This window comes from Halonotius roseus, from assembly GCF_006861655.1.
Classification (GTDB): domain Archaea; phylum Halobacteriota; class Halobacteria; order Halobacteriales; family Haloferacaceae; genus Halonotius; species Halonotius roseus.
In genome coordinates this window covers 851,082-868,340 of sequence record NZ_SESI01000001.1, presented here as the reverse complement: position 1 = coordinate 868,340, position 17,259 = coordinate 851,082, and the positions used below count along the sequence as shown (strand labels likewise).

The window sequence follows — 17,259 nt, the reverse complement described above, 5'->3', positions numbered from 1 at the left end:
GCCGCCCGCTCCAAATATGGCCCCGCGAACGCCGCTGCTCCGCCCGGATCGCTACTTCGACGACCGCGAGCCAGATATCACTCGTGGCATCGCTGTCGCCGTGCTCGTGACGCTCACCGCGGTCGCGCTCATCGCCGGGATCGGATTCGTGTTTACCGAAAAGATCGACGGGACGGTGATGATCGACAACCCCGACCGCCCGCCGGAGGGGTTCTGTGAGACGGGCGGCACGTCGCTGCCCGACGGCTTCGGCGACTCGGGGTTCAACTGCTCCGCCCCCGCGGAGGTCGAACGGAACATCGATTCGCTCATCACCGGCTCGCTCGGTGAGTTCTACGGCGTGATGCTGATCGGGGTTCCGATCATGCTGCTCGTCGTCGCCGCTGGCCTCCATCTCGCAACCGCGGCCGTTGGCGGCGAGGGCTCCTTCGGTGCGACGGCGACGGTGGCTGTGTGGGGCTTCGCGCCGACCCTCGTCACAACACTGCTCGGCCTCGTCGCTCTCTGGCTGGTGATGGATCCGGTCACGGTTGCAACCGATGTCGAGCCCGACATCCTCCAGCAAACCTTGCTGGAGAGTCTCGGCCCGTGGCTACCGATCGCCAGCGTGCTTAATATTGGCAGTTTGCTATGGGGGGCGGTGATCTGGACGTTCGGCTTACAGGCGGGCCGCGACGTGTCCCGCGCCCAAGCGGGAGCCATCGCTATCGTTGTGACGGGGATTCTGATACTCGTTGCCGCGCCGTAACTGGCTCTGTGGCTCACGTAGCTGCTGTTGAAAAATAACCCGCAAACGGAACTCGTGTCGTCGACTGCGTTGCCCGCGGCTCAGTCGTCGGCCGGCGTCGCGTCGATGGAGTTGCCGTCGCCGTCGGTCGGGGCGGGGGAGGCACTCATGTCGTCGTCCTCGGCGTAGGGGTACCACGTCATCTTCGTGTTGTGCATGTAAGGATCCTCGTAGCTCGTCTCCTCGGGCTCGATGAACTCTTCCAGTTCTTCCTCGTCGTGGCGGGCGATGAACTCACGGAAGGTTTCGCCGCCCTCACGATTGTCCTCGAACGTGGCAAGGAGGTTCTCGATCGCACCCGGCACCTCGTCGGCCGGGACGCGCTGGCCGATCCAGTCGGCGAACTGTGGGTTCTCGCCGAGGCCGCCGCCGAGACCGATATCGAGGGCCTCGACGGGCTCGCCGTCCTTGCGGGTCTTCATCCCGCGCAGCGAGATGTCGGCGATCTGTGGCTGGGCACAGGAGGCCGTACAGCCCGAGAGGTGGATGTGGAAGTCCTCGACGCCCTCCGGCAGTTCGACGTTCTCCTTGAGCCAGCGGGCATAGCGCACCTGGCGGTTTTTCGTCTCGACAATCGAGAGCGAGCAGAACTCCGTTCCTGTGCAGGCGACCGAGCCACGCATGAACGGATGCGGATCCGGCGAGTAGTTCTCAAGCAGCGGCTCGTCGAGCAGGTCGTCGAGATCTTCTTCCGGCACGTCGGTGATCATCACGTTCTGTCGCTGGCTGATGCGAACCTCACCGGAGCCGTACTCGTTGGCGAGGTCGGCGAGTTCGAGGGTGTCGTCGGCACCCATGCGGCCGACGAGCACGTTGAGCCCGACGTAGTAGTTCCCGTCGCGCTGTTCGTGGACGCCGATCAGGTCGCCGTGTTCCTCGCCGCCGGCGTTGTAGGTGTACTGATCGCGGAGGTCTTCGCCAGCGGATTCGAGTTCGAAGTCGACGAAGTCCTCCTGGAGGACGCGGCGCATCTTCTCGGTGCCCCACTCGTCGACGAGGAACTTGATCCGGGCGTTGTAGCGATCCTCGCGGTCGCCGTGTTCGCGGAACAGCGCGGACATGCCGCCGGCCACCTCAGCCGCGTTTTCGGGTCGAACGAACACGTCGATATCGCGGGCCAATCGGGGTTCGTTCCGCGAGAGGCCGCCGCCGACGCGGACGTTGAAGCCGCGCACCTCCTCGCCGTCGATCTCCTTGGAGGCTGGCTCAAGTGCGAGGTCGTTGATGTCGCCTTGGCCGGAGCCGTCGGCCGAACCGGTGACCGAGACCTTCCATTTGCGGGGGAGGTTCGAGTGGTCGTCGTTGCCTTTGAACGTCTCGTTGAGCTCCTGAATCACGGGCCAGGCGTCGACGAATTCCGGGGCTTTGCCGGCCATCGGGTTGCCGACGATGTTGCGCCACGAATCACCACAGGCTTGCTGTGTCGAAAGGCCGTTGGCTTCGAGTTTTTCGAAGACGTCGGGGATGTCCTCAAGTTTGATCCAGTGGAGTTGGATCGACTGTCGGGTCGTCCAGTCGACGTAGCCGTCGCCGAACTCGGGGTTCGTCTCGGGGCCGCGGGCATACTCGTCGGCGATCTCGGCGACAACCTCGGTTTGGCCCGGCTTGAGCACGCCGTTGGGCGTCCCGATCCGCATCATGAAGTAGCTCTCTTGGCCGTTGCGCTGGTGGTACAGCCCCCACCATTTGAACCGCTCGAACCACGCGTCGTGTTCGTCTTCCGGGATCGACTCCCATCCTTGCTCGGCGAACTCCATGAGATGCTCCCGGATCTCATTGCCGTAGACCTCAGATTTCCACCGCTCAACGTCAGTTGGCATACATCGCCCAAACAGCCCTACACCTAAACAGTCCGTCCCCGCGTCAACCATCCCCGGTGGTTCACCAAACCGGATACTATTGCCGGTTTGTCCCGGGGCGATCCCCGATCGGCTGCATAACGATGTTCTCGCGGTCGTAGTTGTGGTATTCCCCCTCCTGAATGTAGCCGACCGGGAGTTTTCCGGGGACGCCGCTTTCACCGCAGGCGATGCACTTGCCGTAGGTCGTCACCGCCACATCGCGGCCGTCGGCGGAGACCCCGGTAAACCCCTCGGCGATGAAATCGACGAGCGGGCAGTCACAGAACTCGGGGGCATGGAGCCGCCAGAGTTCGCTGACGCTGACGCGTCGCTGGTCGTTGACCGAGAGCCACGCGCCGTCATCGAGGATCCGCAGGGCAACGCTCACAGGCCCCGTTGGGTCGCCGGCTACCTGTAGGAGTCGCCCGCCGCAATCGCTGACCGCACCGGTGACGCCCTCCAGGTAGCAAAACCGGCTTTCGTCGTGTGGTTTTGGAATAAACTCGACGTCCGATATAGCTGCAACACGATCCGGTATCACCGAGCGCGGGTCAGTGTTACGGGTTGGATGTTGGTTAAGACGGAGGGAGTAGTACAAGGGTACGATGACCGAAACGACGCGAACAAACGATGTATCAGTCGTCTCTGCTCGGCGACGCGCCGGGGCCACGGAGGGCAGCGATGCAAACTGAGGAAGCCGATCACCTCGCGGAGCTTTCCGACGGGGCCGGCTGTACCGAGATCTGGGAACACCTCTCCGAGCGGCGCGAGGCCGAGGAGGCGGCCGCCGAGGACGAGGCCGCAACCGAGTCACCCGACGCCACCGCTCACCAGGACTGACGGCCGTGCGGATTGAGCCCCGCTTTTGCCTGCGGTTTCCCGCGGCGACCACCACTGTGCGCGGCACTTTTGTTTCGGGCGGTCATGTGATCGGTAAATGACCACGGAGTACGGCTCAGACCGCGAAACACCGGTTGGTACCCCCGTTGTCCGCGCCGACCCGGAGATCACCGGCGAGCGCGCCGAGGAAGCTGTCGACTTCGATCCCGACGACCCCGACAGCGTCGCGGAGGCCGCCGAGGTCGTCCACGATTTTGCGACCGGGGCTGTCGGCGGCAACGATCACGTCCTGATGCTCCGCGGCGCGGCGGCCTGTGCCGCGCTCGTCCGGGGCCGGGGCTCCTACAAGGCTGCCGCCGAGGCTGCCGGCGACGGCGTCACCGTCTCGTTTATCCGCAAGTGGGCTCGTGTCCACGACCTTCCGCAGTCGATCCGTCGCCACGTCGCCCGCGGGCATATCGCGCCGACAGCCGCCAAGCACATCGCTCGCGTGCCCGCGGAGGATCGGTATCTGTTGGCGTGGGCGAGTCTCGATGCGGAGTTGACGGTGCGGGATATCCGATCGATCGCCAGCACGATCAACGATGGGGTCGACACCGAGACCGCACTCCGCGACCACGATATCACGCCCGGCGAGCTGACGGTGACGCTGCCGACCGAAGAGTACATCGAGCTGCGGCATCGCGCCTCGATGGACAATCGGCCGCCGGGGGATATCGTTGCCGACGCGCTGGCGGCGTACTTCGACAACGAGTAGCCGACGGCGTCGCCGTCGACGCGTGCCCCGTCGATGTAAAAACCCTTATCACCGCCTGCCGGCAAGCAGGAGTGAGGGCTGGTAGCTCAGTTAGGGAGAGCGTCTGGCTTTTAACCAGACGGTCGGGGGTTCAACTCCCTCCCAGCCCGTTTTCCTGCGACCAATGGGAGCAGTGAAAACGCTACCGAGGGATTGAACCGTGGAAGTCGCAACCGTGAGCGAAGCGAACGGTCCGTCTTCCGATGGTTCAACTCCCTCCCAGCCCGTTTTTGCTCCGAACACTATCGTGAGGAGCAACGCGGCTGTCGAGGGTGTTGAAGCAGGGAGCAGCTTGCTGCGACCGTGGTTCACGCTTCCTCCCAGCCTGTTTTCCTGCGTCGCCAAATCGCTCACCGAGCACTCCGGTGTGGAAATCGTTCACTGCGGACTGCCGGCGTGGGGTGCTGATCTGTATCTGGCCGCAACATCGTAGTCGACTGTAAGAAACAGTTTTGAGAGTTCACCACGAAAGGAAGATATAGGACGGCATCAGAGCCAACACACCGATGGAACGACGCGAAACCTCACCCAACGTTATTCGCTCCGAGCCCACCGAGCCGGCCACCGAGTCGGCGGACAGCGACGCATCTCTCCGGAGCCTTGTCAAGGATCTCGTCGTTTCCTTCCAGAGCAAGTCGGTGCCGGATCTCCAGGAGATCCGCGAGCGGACGACGATCCGCAACGTCGTCGACTACCGCGAGGTCGACCGCGTGCTCGATCCCGGCTGGGCCGCCGCGCCCGAGATCGTCCAGTTCGGCAACGACGCGCTGGCTGACACGCTCGTCTTCAGCCACACAAACCGCCCCTACGAGGTGGTTCTGAAACCCGACGACGTGTTCGTGCCGACCGACGACATCGAGGTCTATCTCCTCGATCGCAACCACGGCACCCGCCACCGACTCATCCGCACGCTCCCAACACTCGATGGCGCGCTCGAACATACGGTGTTCAAATTCACGCACAAACAGTTCGATCCCGACGCCGTCTACCAGATGTCGATGGTCGGCCCCGAACTCGACAAGGCAACGCCCGTCGGCGACACCGATCTGACGGCGATCGATATCGCGGATCAGGATTAACTGCTTGATGCACCTCTTGCGGCTCTCGACAACGAGTCTCCAGCTTCGCAGTTGGCGATACCGATAGTATCAATGAGTAGTAACCAATCAGTTATCGCCTATGGGTCTCCTCCAACAGATCGCAGCCGGACTGAAACGGCTGGTGTTGCTTGAACTGAGCGGGTGGGTGTACGCCATCGTCGCAGGGATCGTCTTTTTTGCCACGGTGGCCGCCGGGGTGGCGTTGTTGGGTGAGGATCCCGGGTTCACCGTCGGTGGGATCGGTGGCGTCGTCCTCGCGGTCGGTGCCATATACGCGCTTCGGCAGCGGCTTCCACATCCCAACGATGGGTAGGCTACTCGGTGTCGATGTGTTCGCCCTGGTAGTCGCCGTCGTAGGTGTCCTCGTGGTCGGCCTTGGCGAACACGAGTTGGCCGACGCGGGCCCCCTCCTCGATCTCAATTTCGTGGTGGACTTCCAGCAGCCCTTCGCCTTTCCCCTCGTAGCCGGCATCCCAGACAGCCGTGTGTAGCATACAGGAGTTGCGCATCAGCGACGACCGCGGGTAGATGAAGCCGATATGGTTGTCCGGAACCCGGACGGTTTCGGCGTACTGGAGGATGTAGGTTCCTGGGTCGAGGGTGAAGACGCCGTCGTCGGCCTCGATCTCCCGGCGGTCGCCGATCGTCTTTCCCTCGCGGTTGATCCGTCCCGCTGTCGTCTGCTCGTAGATCGCGGCGGCGGTGAGATCAACCCCATTGGGCTGGATCTGTGTGTCGCTGATGGGTGTCAGCTGCTGGCCGACGAACGCACCGGATTCAAACATGGCTGAGCGGTCGCCGGCGACACCGAAAACAGTACCGGAGCGATCGATCGACGACGACGGCCGGAACGTGTGATCGTGCCGAAATCGCCGTTATAGCCCGCTATCGGCTCTGATCGGGTTTTTCACGGCATACGCGGGATTTATGTCCGCGTAGGCACGACGAGCGAACGTTATGGGACAGACGCTCACAGAGAAGATCCTTGACGATCACCTCGTCGAAGGGGAGCTTACCCCCGGTGAGGAGATCGGTATCGAAATCGATCAGACGCTCACACAGGATACGACCGGTACGATGGTCTGGCTGCAGTTCGAGGCCCTCGGGCTCGAAGACGTGCAAACCGAGCTTGCGGCTCAGTACTGCGACCACCAGACCTACCAGTTCGACTTCAAAAACACCGACGACCACCGCTTCCTCCGCTCTGCGGCCGGCACCTTCGGTGCGCACTTCTCCCGTCCCGGCAACGGTATCTGCCACAACGTCCACAAGGAGAACTTCGCCGCCCCCGGCAAGACGCTGCTCGGCTCGGACAGCCACACGCCGACCCCCGGCGGCCTCGGCCAGCTTGCGATCGGCGCGGGCGGCCTCGATATCGCTGTCGCCATGGGTGGCGGCCCCTACTACGTCGAGATGCCGGAAGTCGTCAACGTCCGACTTGAGGGCGAACTCGAAGGGTGGGCCTCCGCGAAGGATGTCATCCTTGAGATGCTGCGCCGCCTCTCGGTCAAGGGCGGCGTCGGCAAGGTCTTCGAGTACACCGGCCCCGGCGTCGAGTCGCTGACGGTGCCCGAGCGGACGACGATCACCAACATGGGCACCGAGCTCGGTGCCACGTCGTCGATCTTCCCGACCGACGAGCAGACGAAAGATTACCTCGAACGCGTCGGTCGACCCGAGGACTACGAGCAGCTCGAACCCGACGCCGACGCCGAGTACGCCGACGAGATCACGATCGATCTCGGCGAGCTCGAACCGCTGATCGCCACCCCGAGCATGCCGGACAACGTCGTGCCCGTCCGCGAGGTCGAAGGCGAGCGCGTCGAGCAGGTCATGATCGGCTCCTGTACGAACGGCAGCTACGAGGACATCCTGCCGGGCGCGAAGATGCTCAAAGGCCGCGAGGTCGCCAAACACACCGAGATGATCGTTGCGCCGGCCTCGAAGCAGTCCGCCGAGATCCTCGCCCGACAGGGCTGGACTGCCGAGCTGATGGCCGCTGGCGTCAACTTCTCGGAGGCGACGTGTGGTGCCTGTATCGGCATCGGCCACGTGCCGGCCTCGGATTCCGTCTCGCTGCGAACCTTCAACCGCAACTTCGAGGGTCGCTCCGGGATCGAAGACGACAGCGTCTACCTCTGTTCGCCGGAGGTCGCCACCGCTGCGGCTATCGCCGGCGAGATCATCGATCCGCGCGACCTCGCCGACGAACTCGGCGACCTCGAACCGCCGGGCGTCGAGCTCCCGGAGAAGTACGACGGCTCGAAAGCCGACCTCATCAGCCCCGACGAAGCCATCGACGACGAGCTCATCAAGGGCCCCAACATCGGCGACGTGCCGCTGAAGGACTCCCTCGATGAGACGGTCGGCGGCGAGACCATCCTCAAGATGGACGACAACATCACGACCGACCACATCATCCCCGCAACGGCGGACATCCTGATGTACCGGTCGAACATCGAGAAGCTCTCGGAGTTCACCCTCTCCCGTATCGACGACACGTTCGCCGAGCGCGCCCTCGAAGCCGACGGCGGCGTCCTCGTCGCCGGCGAGAACTACGGGCAGGGCTCTTCGCGGGAGCACGCCGCGCTGTGTCCGATGTATCTCGGCATTGAGGCTGTGTTCGCCGAGAGCTTCGCTCGGATCCACCGTGCGAACCTGTTCAACTTCGGGATCGTCCCGCTGACGATCGACGAGGAAACGTACGCCAAGATCGAGCAGGGCGACGACATCACCGTCGTCGACGACATCGGTGGCGGCGTCCGTGATGGCTCCGAGGAGTTCACCTGCCGTGTCAACGGCGACTGGGAGTTCACCGCCGAACTCCATGCCTCGGGCCGCGAGCGTGAGATCCTTGCCGCCGGTGGCAAGCTCTCGTGGACAAAGAACCAGGCGACCGGTGAGAGCGGCAGCGGCCCGACACCGGCCGACGACTAAGCGGCGTTCCCCCGTTCGAATTTTATCGACGCCGAACACGCTGAGTCGTCGCTGTGGCGTGTCGCTTGGAGTTCTGTGTGCTATTGTCCCATGGGTTCCCCAAACGGGAGCGTTTCGCCTGGAGACTGGGTGTTTGCTTGGAAACTGCTGCTGTCGCTGGCCTGTTGCTGGCCTGTTGCTGACCTGTCAGTTTCGGTGGCTCCGTCTGTCTTCTCGTGTGGGCTAACGGCCACACAAATATCACGTATGATATCTGGTGGCAAATTTATTTATATCATCCTCGCCGATGTTCTGGTAGTCCCTTGATCCTATCAAGGCGACTACCCCCCAACTGAACAGGTGTGGAAGTTCCCCCACTTCCCTTCCTTTGCAGTTTTCTACAGACACCAGCCACAGGGCTGTCTCCGGTGGCTCGATCGTCTCACCACTCACGAAGTAGCACCTAGTCAGCCGCCGCGTTTCTGCGCGTCAAATTATCTACTTTGATATTCTCGGCGATAGGTATTTGTATTCATCCACCCAACGAATGAGTGTCGCCAGTTACCTAACGGCGACATTGACCCCCCTAGAACCCCGCTACCCCCACTGAACAGGGTGGTAGCACTGCAATCTTATTGCAACCCCCCTTTCGGCACAACGCTCGTAAGCGACCGCTCTTCGGAGCTCCTGCTCGTTGTCAACACTGATCGCTGAAATCTCATACCCCCGCTAAGTGGGCTTCAACGTTATCGTTGCGGTTACTCGGTCAGTGGCAACAGCACGCCGAACACAAACGGCGACAGCAACCCGATCAGGATCCCAAGCAATTCAAGATCGAACAGTAGCGCGCGCTCCCAGTCAGGCACCGAGAGCCCGGATGCAGCCAGCCCCAACTCACCGAGGGCACCGATCGCAAACAGCGCGACCCCGAGGAGAAAGCCGCGTTTCGTGAGAACCGAGTAGTCCAGTTCACCGTATCGTCCAGCCATATTCGACACTGGGTAGTGGGGCGATAAAATGCGTTTCGTTGCTACGCTGTCAGCGTCAAAAAATCCGCAATCGGCGAGTCGCGTACGACGCGACGCTTGCCGTTAGTCGGCTCCCGCTGTCGCCGCACCGAGCGATCCCGACGCGATGTTGCCGATCACGTTCTGGTTGGCAACGACCCATCGCAGCAGGAGGAACGCGAAGATGTACTTCGCGCCGACATCCAGCAGGCTGTAGGCCCACGAGGTCTGTGTCGTCGTGAGGATGGCCAACCCCTCAGAGCCGAGCGCCCAGAAGATCGGGTAGCCGAGCCACAGGGTGACGGTCAGTGTTTTGAGTGTCCCGAAGATCTCGGCTGTGCCGGCCTCGCGTGCGTCCGCGGGCCACTCAACGAGCAGCACGTAGAGAACGGCCACGAAGAACGCACAGCTGAGCAGATACCAGAACCACCGCAGCAGCAGCGAGGAGGTGGTCAACGCGGCAGCCAGCCCGGTGATACACATCCCGATATCCATCACGACGGCGGTGAACAGTTTCGTCAGGTTCGTTCCCGCTAGTAACCCGAGGGCGATGAGGATCATCGGCGTCGACAGCGCCCATGTGAGATACCGGCCCCACATGATGAGCACCTCCTCGGAGCCACCGCCGGGGTACGGGACACTGATGACGCTTACCGTCAACCCCGAGACGAGGCCGGTGTAGCTAGAGATCGACACCAGCGGCACCATCATCGTCGCCACAAAGATCAGTTGTGCGCGTGAGTCGGCGACGTTCCGCCCCATATACACAAAGAGGAGAATCGCAACCCCGGCCAGCGCGATATTGAGCCAAAATGAGGCCGACAGCGACACGTTCCCGGCGATCTGTGTAAACAACTCAGCCTGAGTAAAATCGGTTGTCAATGCGACTGCCGGTGCCGAAGCTGCTGTGGGGACTAGCATAATCCGTCTGTACTATGACACGGAGTATACTAAAATCAATTGGGCTATCGCCAATCATTTTATCCAATTCGTTAGTCTTTCGCGGCTCACCACCGTTTGTGCTGTGCTGACCAAAACCGCTGGCGTCAGCCAGTTGGCGTAGCTATTTAGCCGTTCGATACCAATCGGTTGGCATGTCCGCGCTGCGTGTGCTGGCGGTCTACAGCTCCGATGACCGAGACCGGCTGACCGACGCGCTTGCGGCCGCCGGCTGTGAGGTACAGACCGTCGAGACCGCCACGACCGCCCTCGGGATGATCGGGACGGCATCCTTCGACTGTCTCATCAGCGAGTATGCCCTCCCGGGTGACGACGGGCTTGCGTTGCGGTCGGCTGTCCGCCAGCTTGCCCCGGAGCTACCGTTCATCCTGCTGACCGATGTCGACGAGGGTGAGCTCTCGCCGTCGTTCGACACCGACGTTGACCGGTATGTCCACAAAAACGGTGCGGACACACCCGAGCAGCTCATCGCGGCGTTGCCGTCGTCGGCCGGCGGCGACGGCCAGTCACCACAGGATATCTCCGGCCACGAACCCGCGCCGACGGAGCTCCAGCGGGCGATCGAGGCCGCCCCGATCGGTGTCAGCCTGACCGATCCCGACCTTGCGGATAACCCGCTTGTCTACGTCAACGACACCTGGGGTGAGTTCACCGGTTACGACACCGAGGAGATGCTCGGCCGCAACCCCCGTCTCCTCCAGGGGTTGGGAACCGACTCGGAGACAAAAGAGCGACTCGCGGCGGCGATCGCAAACGAGGAGCCGACGACCGTCGAGCTGCGAAACTACCGCAAGGACGGCACACCGTTTTGGAACGAGCTCACGATCGCCCCGATCTTCGATGAGAACGACGAGGTCACCCACTACGTCGGTTTTCAGATCGATGTGACCGACCGCCGGGAGGCCATGGAGCTCGCTGAGGAGCGCGCCGAGAAGCTCAGCCAGCACCGCCAAACGCTCCGCCGCCTCCTCGATCGGATCGATGGGCTGCTCAGCGATGTCTCCGGCGTGCTCATCGACGCCAGCGACCGCGAGGTGATCGAACACCAGGTCTGTGAAGCCATCGCCGCCGAGCCGGGGTACACCGCCGGCTGGATCGGCCGTGTCGACGGCGAGACGTTCACGATCGCCGCCAGCAGCGGCTGTTCCCCGCCGTCGTCGATCCCACGCGCGGAGCTGGCGGCCCCGATCCGCGAGGCGATCGCGGCAGACGAGCCACGGCGGTGTTCGGCCTGTGCCGACGGCGAGCTGACCCCCGAGATGGCTGACGCCGAACAGCTGTTGGTCGTCCCGCTGTCTTATGGCGATCGCCGGTACGGATATCTCGGCGTGTATGCGACCGACGGCGACACCCTTGATGACCGCGAACAGACGGTCATCGCGTCGCTCGGGACGATGATCGCCAACGGGATCCACGCCGCCGAAACAGCGCAGGTGTTGACGACCGACCAGGTCACCGAGCTCCAGATCGATATCCGCGACCCCAGCGTCTCGCTGTCGCAGATCGCCGACACCCTCGGAACGCCGGTCGAACGCGTCGGGACAACACGGGCCGGCGAGGGTCGCCACGAGTGGTATCTCGCCGCCGAATCCTGTACGGTGCCGACCGCCGAGCTGGAATCGCTGTCGTTTGTGACCGACGCTCGCACCGTTTCGGCGACCGACACCGATCGGACAATCGCGGTGACCGTCGAGACGACCACGCCGGCCGGGCTGTTGGCCGATCAGGGTGCGGTTGTGACCGGCATCACGGCGACAGCCGACGGCGCGGTACTCACCGTCGAGACGCCACCGGATCGAGACGTGCGGTCGTTGCTGGAGCTGCTTGGCGAGCAGTACGACGGCGTTGACCTCCGGGCGCGCACCCAGTGTGAGCGTCACACCCGCCAGCTCAACGAGTTCACCGCCGAAATCGACGAGCGACTTACCGACCGCCAACAGGAGGCTTTGGAGGCCGCCGCGCTCAACGGCTACTTCGAGTGGCCACGCCCGGTCGACGGCACAGAGATCGCTGAAACGATGGATATCACCCGCCAGACGTTCCACCAACACCTCCGGGCTGCCCAGCGCAAACTCGTCGACGCCTACGTTGACGCCGACGAACGATAGAACTCGTCGGCTTACGCCGACACCGACGAACGGTAGAAATCGTTGGCCTACGTCGACGCCGACGAGCCATACCACTTGTTGGCCGCATCGCCCACCCCGCAAGCCAGCGTCTTTTTATTTCCCGGTGCGTAGCGATATGTGTAGCTGTGGCGACATCGATCCTCACGGGCGATGACAGCCCGCTGATACGGGAAGCCACCCGCGCCGACCTGCTACCGATCTACCGGATCGAAACGCAGGTCTTCGACCAGCCGTGGCCCTACCCTGCCTTCGAGGGGTTTCTCGACGAGCCAGCCTTTCTGGTCGCCGTCACCAACGGCGCGGTTGCGGGCTACATCGTCGCCGACGTGACGCCAACCTACGGCCGCGATATCGGCCACATCAAGGATCTCGCTGTCCACCCGGATGCCCAGGGCAACGGGATCGGCCGTCGCCTCCTTCAGCGGGCGGTGTTGGGGCTCACCGTCGAGGGTGTCGGCCGGATCAAACTCGAAGTCCGCGAACACAACACCCGCGCCCGACAGCTCTACCGCTCGGAGGGCTTCGAGCCGGTGACGTGTCTGTCGGGCTATTACGATGACGGCGAGGATGCGATCGTGTTGGCGAAACAGCCGGAACGAACGAGCATCTTTGAGTGCTCGTAGCGCGACCGTCTCGCCACACAGCCACGAGCAGTGCTGTTTTGTCGCCGTCTCCGCTAGCCCACCTATGAGCTATCTGTGTCCGGTCTGTGAGGCCCCCTTTGGCGGCGGCGAGCCGCTGGCCGACCACCTCGCGGTCACCGCGATCCTCCACGGCGGCGACCATGAGGCGTGGCTTGACGAGACCGTCGCCGACTGGGACGGGCTCTCGTCGGCCGAGCTCGGCGAGCGCGTCGTCGACCACGCCGAAACGACCGACGACCACGAGCATATCGGCGAGCACAGCCACAGCGAGCCGGAGCAGGCGAGTGGTTTGCCGAACGGGATCGATAGCGGGGCGTCGACACGCAACGCCGGTGACAGCACCCTCGACGCCGACGCTCAGGCGATCATCGAGGAGGCCCGCGAGCTCACCCGGGAGATGCAGGGCGACGACGAACAACAAGAGTCCTAACGCGGCAGTGACTTCCCCCGGTATGGAGACCGATGGCGTCTACGCACCCGAGACGGTTGCTGCGGCCGAGGAAGCCTACGAGTCGTTGGGCTCGACCGCCCAGATCGTCGTCAAGGAGACAGCGAAGGCGATGGAATTTGCGCCCGAGGAGTACGACGACCGTGTCACGAGCGAGGTGGTCGAAACCGCCCGCGACGCGCTGTTTGCCTCCCTGCTGGAGGTCCACCACGGCGACCGCGCGGCCTTCGAGTCGTGGTGTGACGACCACCCCGACCACAGTGTTGAGATGCTCGGCAGCGACGACGTTCCGTCAGTCGTCTGGCACCCAGTCCCGTTCGCCGAGACGGTCGTGGCGGCAACGTATCAGAACGAACCCGAGGCCGCGGCGGCGACGGTGCGACGGCGAGCGTTTGGTGAGGAGTACCGACCGGCATTTGACACCTCGGATGACGAGATGGAGTGACGGGACGGGCTCAGAACAGCACCTTTATCAGTCGTTCAGGGCGAACTTTCGGTAGAACTACTCTGAGGAGGTCAATAGTGACACAAGAGACTACACAACCGGAGGTGAACATCGGACTCGTCGGCCACGTCGACCACGGGAAGACGACGCTCGTCGAAGCACTGAGCGGCTCGTGGACCGACCAGCACTCCGAGGAGATGAAACGCGGCATCTCGATTCGACTCGGCTATGCGGATACGACGTTCCGGCAGTGCCCGGGCGTCGAGGAACCCGACTGCTACACTGTCGATGAAGAGTGCCCTGACGGCGAGGCGAGCGAACCGCTACGAACCGTCTCGTTTGTCGACGCGCCCGGCCACGAGACGCTGATGGCGACGATGCTCGCCGGCGCGTCGCTGATGGATGGCGCGGTGCTCGTCGTCTCGGCGACCGAGGACGTGCCACAGGCCCAAACCGAGGAACACCTGATGGCCCTCGATATCATCGGCATCGACAACATCGTCATCGCCCAGAACAAGCTGGATCTCGTCGACCGCGAGCGCGCGATGGAGAACTACGAGCAGATCCAGGAGTTCGTCGAGGGCACCGTCGCCGAGGACGCCCCGATCGTCCCGATCAGTGCCCAACAGGAGACGAACCTGGATGTGCTGATCGGTGCGATCGAGGAGACGATCCCAACCCCGGATCGCAGCGACGACGATACCGCCGAGATGTTCGTTGCCCGGAGCTTCGATATCAACCGTCCGGGAACAACGTGGGACGGCCTCACCGGCGGCGTTATCGGTGGCAGCCTCGTCAGCGGCGAGCTCTCGGTCGACGATGAGATCGAACTCCGCCCCGGCCGCGAGGTCGAGGAGGGCGGCCAAACCGAGTGGCAGCCGTTGACGACGACGGTTCGGTCGCTGCAGGCCGGCAACGGTTCCCCCGACTCTGTGGGGCCGGGCGGGCTGATCGGCGTCGGCACCGGTCTCGATCCGAGTCTGACGAAAGGTGACTCACTCGGCGGGCAGGTCGCCGGCGAGCCCGGCACGCTGCCGCCGACGCGGAACGACTTCGAGATGGAGGTCGAACTGCTGGATCGTGTCGTCGGCGAAAACGACGAGGTCGAGGCGATCTCGACGGGCGAGCCGCTGATGTTGACCGTCGGCACCGCGACCACGGTTGGGGCGGTGACCAGCGCGCGCGACGGCGAGTGTGAGGTCAACCTGAAACGGCCGGTCTGTGCCCGCGACGGCGCGACCATCGCCATCAACCGCCGTGTTGGCGCGCGGTGGCGGCTGATCGGTATCGGCACGCTGCGGGCGTAGCATGGTCGTCCTCGGGCTGGATACCAACGCACTCATGATGCCGGTCGAATGTGATATCCGTGTGTTCGACGAACTCGACCGGCTGTTCGGCCCTGCCGCCGAGTTGGTTGTCCCCTCGGCGGTACTCGATGAGCTTGATTCGCTCGCTGGCGGCCACAGCGAGGCCGCGACCGCCGCCAGCGTGGGAAAAGATCTTGCCGGTCGGTGTCGTGTCGTCGAAACGAACGTCTCATATGCTGACGACGCAATCGTTGAGCTAGCCACCGACGGCGAGCTCGATTACGTCGTCACGAACGACGCCCCACTGCGTGATCGCCTCCGATCCCACGGCGTTCACGTTGTCAGCAGACAGGGCGAAACCACCCTCGGGATACGATCACCATAATATGTACAAACGGGTACGACTCAAAGATACGGTCGAAGTGCCGCCGGAACAGCTGGCGGATGTGTCGCCACAGCGGGTCAAAGGCCTGCTACAGGACAAACTAGAGGGACGCATGGACGAGGATGTCGGTAGCGTCGTCAGCGTCATCGAGGTGCACGAGATCGGCGAGGGCACCGTGTTGCCGAACCGCCCCGGCGTCTACTACGAGGCCGAGTTCGACGCCATCACGTTCGATCCCTCGATGCAGGAGGTCACCGACGGCACCGTCGTCGAGGTCGTCGAGTTCGGCGCGTTCGTCGGGATCGGCCCCGTCGACGGCCTGCTCCACGTCTCGCAGATCTCCGATGAGTATCTTGCTCACGACGCGGAGAACCAACAGCTCGCCTCGACGGAATCCAGCGACACCCTCGGCGTCGACGACGCGGTACGCACCCGTATCGTCACGAAAAGCATCGACGAGCGCAACCCTCGTGATTCGAAGATCGGCCTCACAGCCAAACAGCCCGGCTTGGGCAAACACGAGTGGTTAGAGGCGGCGCGCAAACGGCGCAAGCAGGACGCAACGGTGGAGGGAGCCTAGATGGCGGCCGACCGGCTGGCCTGTCGGGAGTGTCACTTTGTCAACGAGGCCGACAGCCAAACCTGTGAGAACTGCGGCTCTTCTAGTCTCACGGAGGACTGGGCCGGCTACGTCATCATCACCCACCCCGAGGAAAGCGAGATCGCCACCGAGATGAACGTCAGCAACCCCGGCAGCTACGCGCTGAAGGTTCGGTAGTGTGCTTGAGCTTCCCGAGACGCTCCGCGTCGAGCTGAAAGAGCCACTCGGCGAGATCTACACCGATCCCGACGCCCTGTTGGCTGCGGTCGACGACCACGCCGAGTCGACAGCCGCCGCTGACTCGTCGACAGCCACGTCCAATTCAGCGGGAACCACAGCGCGACTGCTGACCGTCGGCGACGTGGTGACCGCGACGCTCGCCGATGCCGGCCGTCAGCCGGATATCGCCGTCATCGACGGCCGCACCGAGCGCGAGCCCGTCGATCCGGCTGTTGAGGCGACGCTTTCTGATCTCGCGGGTCGCCGACTGTCGGTCACAAATCCGCCGGCGACGATCTCGGAATCGTTGTTGACGACGCTTCGTGAGGCGGCGACCACCACCGAGCTTCCGGTCACGATCAGCGTCGACGGCGAGGAGGATCTGGCCGCGCTGCCGGCGATCCTCGCGTTACCCGCCGGTACCAGCGTTGTCTACGGCCAACCCGACGAGGGGATGGTACATGTTCCGGTCACGCCGGCCATCCACACGACAGCCCGGGAGCTGCTTGCCGAGTTCGACGGCGACACCGACGCCGCGATCTCGATGCTGGACTAACGCTTGCTGAGATCACACAGCCCCCCGTGGAGCATGCTTTTTATACTCATCTGGCTCATGTGAACGACCCACATACGCCGAATTCGGGCGGTATGGTAGCTCTTTGCAGGGTCTCTCCCACCGAAGTATTTATATCCCGGCCGACGAAATGTAGAGCTACCAGAACGCCTCCGGCGCTGGTGGCATCGCACGACGAATGATCGGGAATTCTTATCCACGGTCGATCGCACAGTGGCTGGCCACTGCCATGGTCGGAGCAACAATGGTACCGAGGTTCA

20 protein-coding genes and 1 tRNA gene are annotated in these 17,259 nt (G+C 63.4%); 16 read left to right on the top strand and 5 right to left on the bottom strand.

What is annotated here, in order from left to right:
- Positions 1-16: 16 nt before the first annotated feature.
- Entirely contained in the window at positions 17-748 is a 732-nt protein-coding gene (locus EWF95_RS04590; RefSeq protein WP_142442871.1) for a Yip1 family protein, read from the top strand.
- Positions 749-828: 80 nt separating this feature from the next.
- On the opposite strand, the gene EWF95_RS04585 is transcribed toward EWF95_RS04590, so the two are convergent.
- Together EWF95_RS04585 and EWF95_RS04580 are read right to left on the bottom strand one after the other, a co-directional pair.
- Positions 829-2,607: a nitrite/sulfite reductase gene (locus tag EWF95_RS04585; RefSeq protein ID WP_142442870.1), complete on the bottom strand. Its 1,779-nt coding sequence runs from the start codon at positions 2,605-2,607 to the stop codon at positions 829-831.
- A 76-nt stretch (positions 2,608-2,683) separates the two neighbouring features.
- Positions 2,684-3,016, bottom strand: coding sequence for a hypothetical protein (locus tag EWF95_RS04580; RefSeq protein ID WP_142442869.1), 333 nt, complete (start codon positions 3,014-3,016; stop codon positions 2,684-2,686).
- A gap of 293 nt (positions 3,017-3,309) precedes the next feature.
- Here EWF95_RS04580 and EWF95_RS13475 point away from each other — a divergent pair, with 293 nt between their 5' ends.
- The 5 genes from EWF95_RS13475 (at position 3,310) to EWF95_RS04560 (ending at position 5,677) form a co-directional block, all read left to right on the top strand.
- Positions 3,310-3,468 (top strand): hypothetical protein, encoded by a 159-nt coding sequence (locus tag EWF95_RS13475; RefSeq protein ID WP_185911691.1) that lies wholly within the window; start codon positions 3,310-3,312, stop codon positions 3,466-3,468.
- A 97-nt stretch (positions 3,469-3,565) separates the two neighbouring features.
- A complete protein-coding gene (locus tag EWF95_RS04575) occupies positions 3,566-4,225 on the top strand; it encodes a DUF7119 family protein (RefSeq protein WP_142442868.1) in 660 nt (219 codons plus the stop codon).
- A gap of 75 nt (positions 4,226-4,300) precedes the next feature.
- Positions 4,301-4,374: transfer RNA gene (locus EWF95_RS04570), tRNA-Lys, on the top strand.
- 396 nt (positions 4,375-4,770) lie between these two features.
- Positions 4,771-5,343: a hypothetical protein gene (locus EWF95_RS04565; RefSeq protein ID WP_142442867.1), complete on the top strand. Its 573-nt coding sequence runs from the start codon at positions 4,771-4,773 to the stop codon at positions 5,341-5,343.
- Between the two features lie 100 nt (positions 5,344-5,443).
- The gene (locus EWF95_RS04560; protein ID WP_142442866.1) at positions 5,444-5,677 is read left to right on the top strand and encodes a hypothetical protein; all 234 of its coding nucleotides are present in this window, start codon (positions 5,444-5,446) and stop codon (positions 5,675-5,677) included.
- A 1-nt stretch (position 5,678) separates the two neighbouring features.
- Here EWF95_RS04560 and EWF95_RS04555 read toward each other — a convergent pair whose 3' ends face one another.
- The gene (locus EWF95_RS04555; RefSeq protein ID WP_142442865.1) at positions 5,679-6,149 is read right to left on the bottom strand and encodes a deoxyuridine 5'-triphosphate nucleotidohydrolase; all 471 of its coding nucleotides are present in this window, start codon (positions 6,147-6,149) and stop codon (positions 5,679-5,681) included.
- A 172-nt stretch (positions 6,150-6,321) separates the two neighbouring features.
- Here EWF95_RS04555 and EWF95_RS04550 point away from each other — a divergent pair, with 172 nt between their 5' ends.
- A complete protein-coding gene (locus EWF95_RS04550) occupies positions 6,322-8,301 on the top strand; it encodes an aconitate hydratase (RefSeq protein WP_142442864.1) in 1,980 nt (659 codons plus the stop codon).
- 737 nt (positions 8,302-9,038) lie between these two features.
- Here EWF95_RS04550 and EWF95_RS04545 read toward each other — a convergent pair.
- Positions 9,039-9,269, bottom strand: a complete 231-nt coding sequence (locus tag EWF95_RS04545) for a DUF7860 family protein (protein WP_142442863.1) — start codon at positions 9,267-9,269, stop codon at positions 9,039-9,041.
- Positions 9,270-9,371: 102 nt separating this feature from the next.
- Positions 9,372-10,208, bottom strand: a complete 837-nt coding sequence (locus EWF95_RS04540) for a bacteriorhodopsin (RefSeq protein ID WP_142442862.1) — start codon at positions 10,206-10,208, stop codon at positions 9,372-9,374.
- Positions 10,209-10,381: 173 nt separating this feature from the next.
- On the opposite strand from EWF95_RS04540, the gene EWF95_RS04535 reads away from it, so the two are divergent.
- The 9 genes from EWF95_RS04535 (at position 10,382) to EWF95_RS04495 (ending at position 16,981) form a co-directional block, all read left to right on the top strand.
- Entirely contained in the window at positions 10,382-12,355 is a 1,974-nt protein-coding gene (locus EWF95_RS04535; protein ID WP_142442861.1) for a bacterio-opsin activator domain-containing protein, read from the top strand.
- 146 nt (positions 12,356-12,501) lie between these two features.
- Complete coding sequence (gene rimI, locus EWF95_RS04530; RefSeq protein WP_142442860.1) at positions 12,502-12,999, top strand: ribosomal protein S18-alanine N-acetyltransferase; 498 nt, start codon at positions 12,502-12,504, stop codon at positions 12,997-12,999.
- A 64-nt stretch (positions 13,000-13,063) separates the two neighbouring features.
- Positions 13,064-13,450, top strand: a complete 387-nt coding sequence (locus EWF95_RS04525) for a DUF5810 domain-containing protein (RefSeq protein ID WP_142442859.1) — start codon at positions 13,064-13,066, stop codon at positions 13,448-13,450.
- Positions 13,451-13,472: 22 nt separating this feature from the next.
- Positions 13,473-13,913 (top strand): DUF5809 family protein, encoded by a 441-nt coding sequence (locus EWF95_RS04520; protein WP_142442858.1) that lies wholly within the window; start codon positions 13,473-13,475, stop codon positions 13,911-13,913.
- A 77-nt stretch (positions 13,914-13,990) separates the two neighbouring features.
- Complete coding sequence (locus EWF95_RS04515; RefSeq protein WP_142442857.1) at positions 13,991-15,220, top strand: translation initiation factor IF-2 subunit gamma; 1,230 nt, start codon at positions 13,991-13,993, stop codon at positions 15,218-15,220.
- Positions 15,221-15,236: 16 nt separating this feature from the next.
- On the top strand, positions 15,237-15,605 hold the full coding sequence (locus EWF95_RS04510; protein WP_185911714.1) for a DUF188 domain-containing protein: 369 nt from the start codon (positions 15,237-15,239) through the stop codon (positions 15,603-15,605).
- A gap of 1 nt (position 15,606) precedes the next feature.
- A complete protein-coding gene (locus tag EWF95_RS04505; protein ID WP_142442855.1) occupies positions 15,607-16,185 on the top strand; it encodes a DNA-directed RNA polymerase in 579 nt (192 codons plus the stop codon).
- Positions 16,186-16,383, top strand: a complete 198-nt coding sequence (gene spt4, locus EWF95_RS04500; RefSeq protein ID WP_142442854.1) for a transcription elongation factor subunit Spt4 — start codon at positions 16,186-16,188, stop codon at positions 16,381-16,383. It begins immediately after the preceding gene.
- A 1-nt stretch (position 16,384) separates the two neighbouring features.
- The gene (locus EWF95_RS04495; RefSeq protein ID WP_142442853.1) at positions 16,385-16,981 is read left to right on the top strand and encodes a GTP-dependent dephospho-CoA kinase family protein; all 597 of its coding nucleotides are present in this window, start codon (positions 16,385-16,387) and stop codon (positions 16,979-16,981) included.
- Positions 16,982-17,259: the final 278 nt, after the last annotated feature.

What these genes read in the sequence shown, in the direction of transcription:
- EWF95_RS04525 (WP_142442859.1), top strand. Translation starts at nt 13,064, where the DNA reads ATGAGCTATCTGTGTCCGGTCTGTGAGGCCCCCTTTGGCGGCGGCGAG.
- EWF95_RS04505 (WP_142442855.1), top strand. Translation starts at nt 15,607, where the DNA reads ATGTACAAACGGGTACGACTCAAAGATACGGTCGAAGTGCCGCCGGAA.
- EWF95_RS04585 (WP_142442870.1), bottom strand. Translation starts at nt 2,607, where the DNA reads ATGCCAACTGACGTTGAGCGGTGGAAATCTGAGGTCTACGGCAATGAG.
- EWF95_RS04545 (WP_142442863.1), bottom strand. Translation starts at nt 9,269, where the DNA reads ATGGCTGGACGATACGGTGAACTGGACTACTCGGTTCTCACGAAACGC.
- EWF95_RS04565 (WP_142442867.1), top strand. Translation starts at nt 4,771, where the DNA reads ATGGAACGACGCGAAACCTCACCCAACGTTATTCGCTCCGAGCCCACC.
- EWF95_RS04575 (WP_142442868.1), top strand. Translation starts at nt 3,566, where the DNA reads ATGACCACGGAGTACGGCTCAGACCGCGAAACACCGGTTGGTACCCCC.
- EWF95_RS04590 (WP_142442871.1), top strand. Translation starts at nt 17, where the DNA reads ATGGCCCCGCGAACGCCGCTGCTCCGCCCGGATCGCTACTTCGACGAC.
- EWF95_RS04540 (WP_142442862.1), bottom strand. Translation starts at nt 10,208, where the DNA reads ATGCTAGTCCCCACAGCAGCTTCGGCACCGGCAGTCGCATTGACAACC.
- spt4 (WP_142442854.1), top strand. Translation starts at nt 16,186, where the DNA reads ATGGCGGCCGACCGGCTGGCCTGTCGGGAGTGTCACTTTGTCAACGAG.
- EWF95_RS04550 (WP_142442864.1), top strand. Translation starts at nt 6,322, where the DNA reads ATGGGACAGACGCTCACAGAGAAGATCCTTGACGATCACCTCGTCGAA.
- EWF95_RS13475 (WP_185911691.1), top strand. Translation starts at nt 3,310, where the DNA reads ATGCAAACTGAGGAAGCCGATCACCTCGCGGAGCTTTCCGACGGGGCC.
- EWF95_RS04520 (WP_142442858.1), top strand. Translation starts at nt 13,473, where the DNA reads ATGGAGACCGATGGCGTCTACGCACCCGAGACGGTTGCTGCGGCCGAG.
- EWF95_RS04555 (WP_142442865.1), bottom strand. Translation starts at nt 6,149, where the DNA reads ATGTTTGAATCCGGTGCGTTCGTCGGCCAGCAGCTGACACCCATCAGC.
- EWF95_RS04560 (WP_142442866.1), top strand. Translation starts at nt 5,444, where the DNA reads ATGGGTCTCCTCCAACAGATCGCAGCCGGACTGAAACGGCTGGTGTTG.
- EWF95_RS04535 (WP_142442861.1), top strand. Translation starts at nt 10,382, where the DNA reads ATGTCCGCGCTGCGTGTGCTGGCGGTCTACAGCTCCGATGACCGAGAC.